This window comes from Acetobacterium sp. UBA5834 (genome assembly GCF_002435675.1).
Taxonomy (GTDB): Bacteria; Bacillota; Clostridia; order Eubacteriales; family Eubacteriaceae; genus Acetobacterium; species Acetobacterium wieringae.
Genome location: NZ_DJGY01000054.1, coordinates 99,142 through 105,758 on the forward strand (window position 1 = coordinate 99,142; position 6,617 = coordinate 105,758).

At 41.2% G+C, this 6,617-nt stretch carries 9 protein-coding genes; 5 read left to right on the forward strand and 4 right to left on the reverse strand.

All coding sequences use genetic code 11. The features are described from left to right. Positions 1–114: 114 nt before the first annotated feature. Positions 115–654 carry a nitroreductase family protein gene (locus B3F51_RS11010; protein ID WP_070369607.1) on the forward strand — a complete coding sequence of 180 codons (540 nt, stop codon included), beginning with the start codon at positions 115–117 and terminating at the stop codon, positions 652–654. On the opposite strand, the gene B3F51_RS11015 is transcribed toward B3F51_RS11010, so the two are convergent. Continuing rightward, positions 641–871 carry a hypothetical protein gene (locus B3F51_RS11015; protein ID WP_070369606.1) on the reverse strand — a complete coding sequence of 77 codons (231 nt, stop codon included), beginning with the start codon at positions 869–871 and terminating at the stop codon, positions 641–643. The two genes, B3F51_RS11010 and B3F51_RS11015, sit on opposite strands and share 14 nt — an antisense overlap. Before the next feature lie 248 nt (positions 872–1,119). Between B3F51_RS11015 and B3F51_RS11020 the strand changes: the two genes are divergently transcribed. Next, a complete protein-coding gene (locus B3F51_RS11020) occupies positions 1,120–1,737 on the forward strand; it encodes a TetR/AcrR family transcriptional regulator (protein WP_070369605.1) in 618 nt (205 codons plus the stop codon). A gap of 597 nt (positions 1,738–2,334) precedes the next feature. Here the strand turns inward: B3F51_RS11020 and B3F51_RS11025 are convergent. Both B3F51_RS11025 and B3F51_RS11030 read right to left on the reverse strand, forming a co-directional pair. Further along, the gene (locus B3F51_RS11025; RefSeq protein ID WP_070369604.1) at positions 2,335–2,712 is read right to left on the reverse strand and encodes a TnpV protein; all 378 of its coding nucleotides are present in this window, start codon (positions 2,710–2,712) and stop codon (positions 2,335–2,337) included. Between the two features lie 328 nt (positions 2,713–3,040). Further along, positions 3,041–3,679 carry a type 1 glutamine amidotransferase family protein gene (locus B3F51_RS11030; RefSeq protein ID WP_070369603.1) on the reverse strand — a complete coding sequence of 213 codons (639 nt, stop codon included), beginning with the start codon at positions 3,677–3,679 and terminating at the stop codon, positions 3,041–3,043. A gap of 147 nt (positions 3,680–3,826) precedes the next feature. On the opposite strand from B3F51_RS11030, the gene B3F51_RS11035 reads away from it, so the two are divergent. Next, on the forward strand, positions 3,827–4,807 hold the full coding sequence (locus B3F51_RS11035; protein ID WP_286947098.1) for a helix-turn-helix transcriptional regulator: 981 nt from the start codon (positions 3,827–3,829) through the stop codon (positions 4,805–4,807). Between the two features lie 117 nt (positions 4,808–4,924). Here B3F51_RS11035 and B3F51_RS11040 read toward each other — a convergent pair whose 3' ends face one another. Continuing rightward, entirely contained in the window at positions 4,925–5,704 is a 780-nt protein-coding gene (locus B3F51_RS11040; RefSeq protein ID WP_070369602.1) for a hypothetical protein, read from the reverse strand. Between the two features lie 166 nt (positions 5,705–5,870). Between B3F51_RS11040 and B3F51_RS11045 the strand changes: the two genes are divergently transcribed. Both B3F51_RS11045 and B3F51_RS11050 read left to right on the forward strand, forming a co-directional pair. Next, positions 5,871–6,110 (forward strand): 4Fe-4S dicluster domain-containing protein, encoded by a 240-nt coding sequence (locus B3F51_RS11045; RefSeq protein WP_338076077.1) that lies wholly within the window; start codon positions 5,871–5,873, stop codon positions 6,108–6,110. Positions 6,111–6,200: 90 nt separating this feature from the next. Then, complete coding sequence (locus B3F51_RS11050) at positions 6,201–6,548, forward strand: hypothetical protein (protein WP_228878932.1); 348 nt, start codon at positions 6,201–6,203, stop codon at positions 6,546–6,548. The last annotated feature ends 69 nt before the right edge of the window (positions 6,549–6,617 follow it).

A 6,617-nucleotide genomic window follows, 5' to 3' on the forward strand; every position in this document is an offset into this window, starting at 1 on the left:
CATACTTAAGATTATTATAACAGATTCAAAGCTAGTCTTAACAAATAAAAGAATAATTACGTTATTTACTGGGCCAAAAGCGGTATAATAAACAAAAATAATCGGGAGGTAATTATGGAGTTTCAGGAAGTTGTAGAATTAAGAAGAAGTGTCAGAAAGTATGATCCGGATAAAAAGGTTGATGAAGCCACGTTAAATCAAATTTTCGAGGCGGCGATTTTGGCGCCATCATGGAAAAATTCGCAAACAGCCCGGTATTATGTTATTCAGAGCGAGGAAACGCTGGCAAGATTTAAAGAAGCCTGTCTACCACCGTTTAATGCAAAGAATTCGGCAGATGCACCAGTGTTGATTGTGACCACCTTTGTCAAAAATGATTCTGGCTTCAACCCGGATGGTGAACCGACCAATGAACTGGGAAACGGCTGGGGACTTTATGATCTGGGTTTACACAATGAAAACTTGATCCTTAAGGCAATCGATCTGGGCTTGGATACCTTAGTCATGGGTATTCGAGATGCCGATAAAATTCGGGAAATGCTGTCAATCAGCCAAGATGAAACCATCGTTTCGGTGATTGCACTGGGTTATGGCACCCAGGAACCTAAAATGCCCAAAAGAAAAACAGTTGCAGAGATTGTCAAGTTTTTCTAATTTGGCAGCGTCGAGATGATTCAATACTGGCCATTCGCATGTAGGAGTCATTGCCATCTTTTGTTTTAAAAGAACTGACTTCAAAGCTGTTCAAAGACGTGCTGTTGGATGTCTGATCAGTTTGGGAGGAAGAATCACCACTGCTTTTTGTTCCGGAGGTACATCCGCAGAGCAAAAAGAGGGTAAGCACAAGCAAGAGAACCAAGAACTTTTTCATGTAAATGCTCCTTTCTTTTGTGATCAGGAATCACTTTGATAGTATTATTCTACCCACCGCTGACTATTTAAAACGTCAAGATATTCGGCTTATGCCGTTATAAACCAACAGAGTGGTCCCCGCAGCCTCTTTAAGTGTGCAGCTTGAGGCGGGGATTTTTCTAATTAATGCGCTTGACAAGTGAACAAGTGTTAACTATTATTAGGTTAACACTTGTTCACTTGTGGTGCATGATTAAAGGAGCGATTATGGATACTAAGGAGCGAATATTATATATTTCGTTGGATTTATTTGCGCAGAAAGGTTTTTCAGGCGTATCAGTAAGAGATATTGCAAGTGCTGTAGGTGTGCGTGAGAGTGCGCTATATAAGCATTTCAAAAACAAACAAGACATTTTAGACAGTATCATGGTGAGCATGAAAGAGCGAATCGAATTGGTTTATCAGGAAAATGAAGTTCCCGAGGTAGTTACAGAAGACGTTGCACAGGCATATAAGGAATTATCACTTGAAAAATTATGTGAAATATCCTGGAATCTGTTTTCTCTTTTTACGAAAGATCCGTTAGTATCAAATTATAGAAAATTATTAATGCGAGAACAGTTTGGCAATGAACAAGCAGCCAGACAGTATGGTGAGACCTATTTATTAGGGGCGGTTCATAAACATAGTAAGACGTTTGCCAAGCTCGTTGAAGGTAAATTGTTCAGGGAAGAAAATCCGGAAATCATTGCGCTTCAATTTTATGGCCCGATTCTTTTACTGTTTCAACAATACGACTGTAATCCTGAGAACGAAGAACAGATTAAGGGTTACTTAAATGAACATATAAGAGTATTTGGGGAAAATTACAGCAGGCAGGTATGATCATTTGAAGAAGAAAAAAGTTATTATGATTATTAGCGGAATCTTAGTTGTATTGGCGTGATCGCAATAAAATTTAATCTCGAATAGAAAAAAGCATCGGCACGATTTGAAACATACCAGAATAAAGTAGAAACATCATATGGAAGAATAGTCTATATTGATGAAGGCGAGGGCGAAGTCATACTGAGCTGTCATGACATCTGCGGCTACGATCAAGCCTATGATACACTTGCGGATAAAACCGATGATTATCGAGAGAAAAAATATGTGTCCATGGCAGTGCTTGCGACAATTAGCCTATCAAGTATGTTAATCGGAGCAATTGGCACGGGATTAGTACAATTGATTATTTTGGTGTTACTGAAAGGTTTAGCGTATTTGCGGCAACCGCTTTTACGGCCATTTTGGGATTATATGTTTTTTATGGCATTGATTATTAAAAAAAAAGGTTTGACAACTTAATAATTTGAATAATTCATGAAGTAGCAAGTTAGCATCTGGCACTAAACATTAGTATAACAAAAAGTCAGCTGGTTTAGCTGACTTTTTGATAGTTTCAAACGAAGAAAAACGCTTCGTTTCGTGTTTGTGTTGCTTCTAGTTGTAAATCAGTTCCGAAACGACAATGGCATGGGCCTGTTCCTTGAGCTGGTTCATGTGCCATACCCAGGTTAACGGGCTGGTTTTCGGGTCAGGCGCCGGATGTCTAGCCAGAAGGCACCCCATGATCTGATCGAGCCGATTGCGGGCCGACTGTTCGACTGTCCGCAGGTGTTCGCCGAGTTTATCCTGGAAAAACAGCTCCAGGAATAAGTGTTGCTTATGCTCTTTGAGATAACGATAACGCAGCGCCTCATATTTTCCGATTTCTGACTGGTTGATGACATGAAACGCATCAAGGGTATTGTTGTCGAAATACTCATTTTGAATGACGGGTGTTAGGGTCGGGTCGATTTTGGATTGATCCGAGTTCATTAAATCCTTCTCCTTCAAATGTGCAAACCTTTCCGAAAGCGATGTTGCAATTTTCGAATTTACCGAGATTTTTTAAGCGACTCAATTTGCGTGAGTCCATGTTTTTGACCGGGAATTTCTCAGACGCAAACTTTTCTCGGCCTGATTTTTTCGGTCGTGAAATATTTTTACCCAAAACTCAACCGGATATTTATTTTTCATCGTTAATTCGGTATCTTTCGGAATGAAGTAAAGAAGGTTTTAAGAATTAAATTCAAGGTTCAGAAAGTCGTGCAAAACAGCCATCCCGTATGATCGATGGCGCTGTGCTATTTATTACAATAGTCGCTCAGTTGTTATCGCCAGACGGCAAGGTCGCCATGAGGGCAAAAAAATGCTTGGGCTCGCCGGAACTGAAATAATCATACCAGGCGGCCAGGGTGTCTGCCTGAAAAAGATCCAAATGCTCAATGATCTGTCTGGCCCACAACAAAGCGCCGGTGGAACTTGCCGTAATCAGGTTGTGATCGGAAACCGATGGCTGGTCGAGATAAAATTCCTGGCCTTTATAAGCGGGACAGAAGATTTCAAGAAATCCCGGGCCATTGCTGGTATGCGGACGATTATCTAATAGCCCAAAGTTGGCAAGCGCAGCAGTTGCCCCGCAGATGGCCCCTACTGTCGCACCGGAAGCGAGAAATTCGCTGGCTTTTTTAATGATTGCGCTATGCTTGGGGTCGTTCCAGGTATCGGCACCCGGCAAGAGCAGGACGCTTGTTTTGCTCATCACAAGCTCATCAATCAGGCAATCGGGTACGACTGTCATCCCGCCCATGGTTGTAATCGGTGCTTTGGTAGCGCAAACTGTTTTGAGCGAGACCGGTGGGGCGCCCTTTTTAAAAAAGCGACCAGAATTAAGCTCTGCCGTAACATAGCCCAGTTCCCAGTCGGCCAAGGTATCAAGAACGTAAACATAGATCGTAAACATAAATTTCCTCCATTTTCATTGTGTTTTAAAATGTAAACAGGTAATGCCTGGTTGCTCTTTTATTATACCTTGCAATTGTTGACAACAGTATGGCCATAATTTACAATGAAAAAAAAGAAAGTTAAAAAATTGAAAGGCGGCGATCCGATGAAAGTGGACCGGCTGATTAGTATTATTATGATTCTTCTTGAAAAAGAGCGGATCGGCGCACAGGAGTTGGCAGATCTGTTTGAAGTGTCCCCCCGCACCATTTATCGTGACATCGATGCGATCAACATGGCGGGTATTCCTGTTTGTTCGACACCGGGAGTGGGCGGTGGCTTTGCCATCATGGATACGTACAAGGTTGATAAAAAAGTATTTTCGACGGCCGACCTTTCGGCGATCCTGATGGGTCTTTCTAATCTTTCAACAATGATTCGGGGGGATGAACTGGTAAACGCTCTGGCCAAAGTTAAGAGCTTTATTCCCGCCGACAGCGCCAAAGACATTGAACTGAAGGCAAATCAGATTTATGTCGATTTAAGTCCATGGATGGGCAACCGGAATATACAAGCCTATTTGGAAATTGTCAAAACAGCGTTACAGGAACACAAGCTGCTATCCTTTGACTATGCCGACCGCCATGGCAATAAAACCGCCCGAACAGCCGAGCCGTATCAGCTGTTATTAAAAAGTAATCATTGGTATTGGCATGGGTATTGCCACAAACGAAGTGATTTTCGCTTATTCAAACTGTCCCGCATCTCAAACCTGCAAATGGAAGAAAGAACGTTTGTACCACGAGAACATCACAAACTGGAGTTGGATTTTTCGGATACGCTGGCGACGATGCAGACAAAAATTAAAATCCGCATTCATCAATCGATCCTCGACCGGGTTCTTGATTATTGCCCGGATGAACACATTTTGCCAGACGGCGATGACCATTACATTGCTTATTTTCCCTTCATCGAGAACGACTATTACTTCACGATTCTTTTAAGTTTTGGCGATAAATGCGAGTGCTTGGAGCCGCCCCATATCCGTGCGGAAATGAAACGCAGAATCCAGGATATTGCTGCTTTATATGAAAATGCGGACAGGGAGCACGAATCAGGGGGCGGGCTAGTGATTAAAGAAGAATAAGCATAAAAATATCTATTTGTTGAGAGGAAACGGGTGAGATTTCTTAAAATTTAGATGCCAATTATCGTATTTGTCGTTTTTGAAATGATTGCACTGGGTTTTGAGGGCGCATTTTTATTATTCAAGAATAAATTCTCCTTTTTCGACACTGGTAACGGATGGCGTTCCATCTAAGGTGACATGCATCTGTGCTTCATAAGACTTCCATTCAAAATCGGACCAGCTAACGCCTTGAGTGGTGGCATTACTTTTACCTGTTTCTTCATTGCCAGTTGTTTCAGTCTGTCTTTCCTGTCTTTCCTGACTTTCTGCCATCATCTTTGCAGCCATTGCCATCGCATACAGCTGCGGACTTGTCTCCATTAATTTTTTCAGGTCAGAACTGGACACTTTTCCGCCCGCAGAAATTTTGGCGGCGATTTCAATCGCTTCCGCTAAATCTTTGTAGGCATTGGCCCAGGATTCACTTTGTTGTTTGGAGACCGCCAGATTATGGGCCAGATTACGTTGATTAAAGGCCGCTTCCCGATCCGCCTGGGCCTGCTGGTCGATTTCCGCTAATTGCTTTTTTACATCATCAGAAAGCTGGATATCGACACCGTTAACGGTAAGATAGCCTCTTGAAATAGCCCTGCTAACCATTGCGGAATCAGAAAAATGGATAACAAAACTGTTTGCTTTCTCGCCCTTGGTTATTCCAAGCGAGTCTTTTCCTGATGTGGCACGCATTGTCTCGTCACTTCCCGGCGTTTCATAGGCTTCTTTTGAAATACTAAGCGTATCCGTTTTTTTTGAAACAGACTGACTGGATGATTGGCTTTTTTTTATTGATTTTTGACTTTCTGTCATTTGATTGTAGCTGCTATAGAAATTTTTAACAACAGAACTTATTTTCATCGAAACATTGCCCCCTTTTTGCAAATTGGTGTGTCTTTATATTCATTATCTTTTCTATTATCGGCAATAATTATAATTTTGTTAGTATTGCCAACATTGATTTGTTTGTGTTTCAGGTGTCAAACTTATCTCAGATCATGTTTTATAGCTTATAATTTGAAATATCATGTACTTTGGTATTGGAACAATTCTTGCATTTGATTGCAAGGATAACCGTGCATTTTGTAAATATATTTGTCCCATTACAATCTTTTTAAAACCGGCGAGTTATTTCTCACTGCTTAGGATTAAAATAGATGAAGAAAAGTGCAACGGCTGTGGCCGCTGTAAAAAGGTATGTCCGATGAATGTTGAGATGACAAATAATTCTCGAAAACGGATAAATGGAACGGAATGTATTCTGTGATTCAAATGCATTGAGGAATGCCCCCAAAAGGGACTACACATATAGAAACAAGTAAGCCTTGCATTTCGTTTTGTCAAGGAAGCGAATTTCTTGTTACTTGAGCGCGACATGCAAGTGGATATCCACAATCCGCCATTGCCTATTACGATCGATGTGACGTTGTTTAGTGAAGATGTTTCCTATGATAAAATTGCTGAAGTTGCCAAAGCTTTGGAAACCATCTTAGTTGAAAACGACATTCCCATTGTTGACTACAATATTCGTATTTTGCCATTGTCCGATAAACCGCAAAATAAAGATCAAGCGGTTTCGTGGGTCAATTCACTTTCGATTTCTGATTTCCCAACAGCGCTAATGAATTCGGAAAATCTGTCACAGGTGATGGATCAGTTTGAAATGAACCGGGTTAATGAGGTAAATGAAAAAGATAAAAAATGAATGAGTATCAAGAAGATGGTTATTGTGTGGTTGTGAATTCTGTCTAATTGTTTTTGACCAACTAAATTG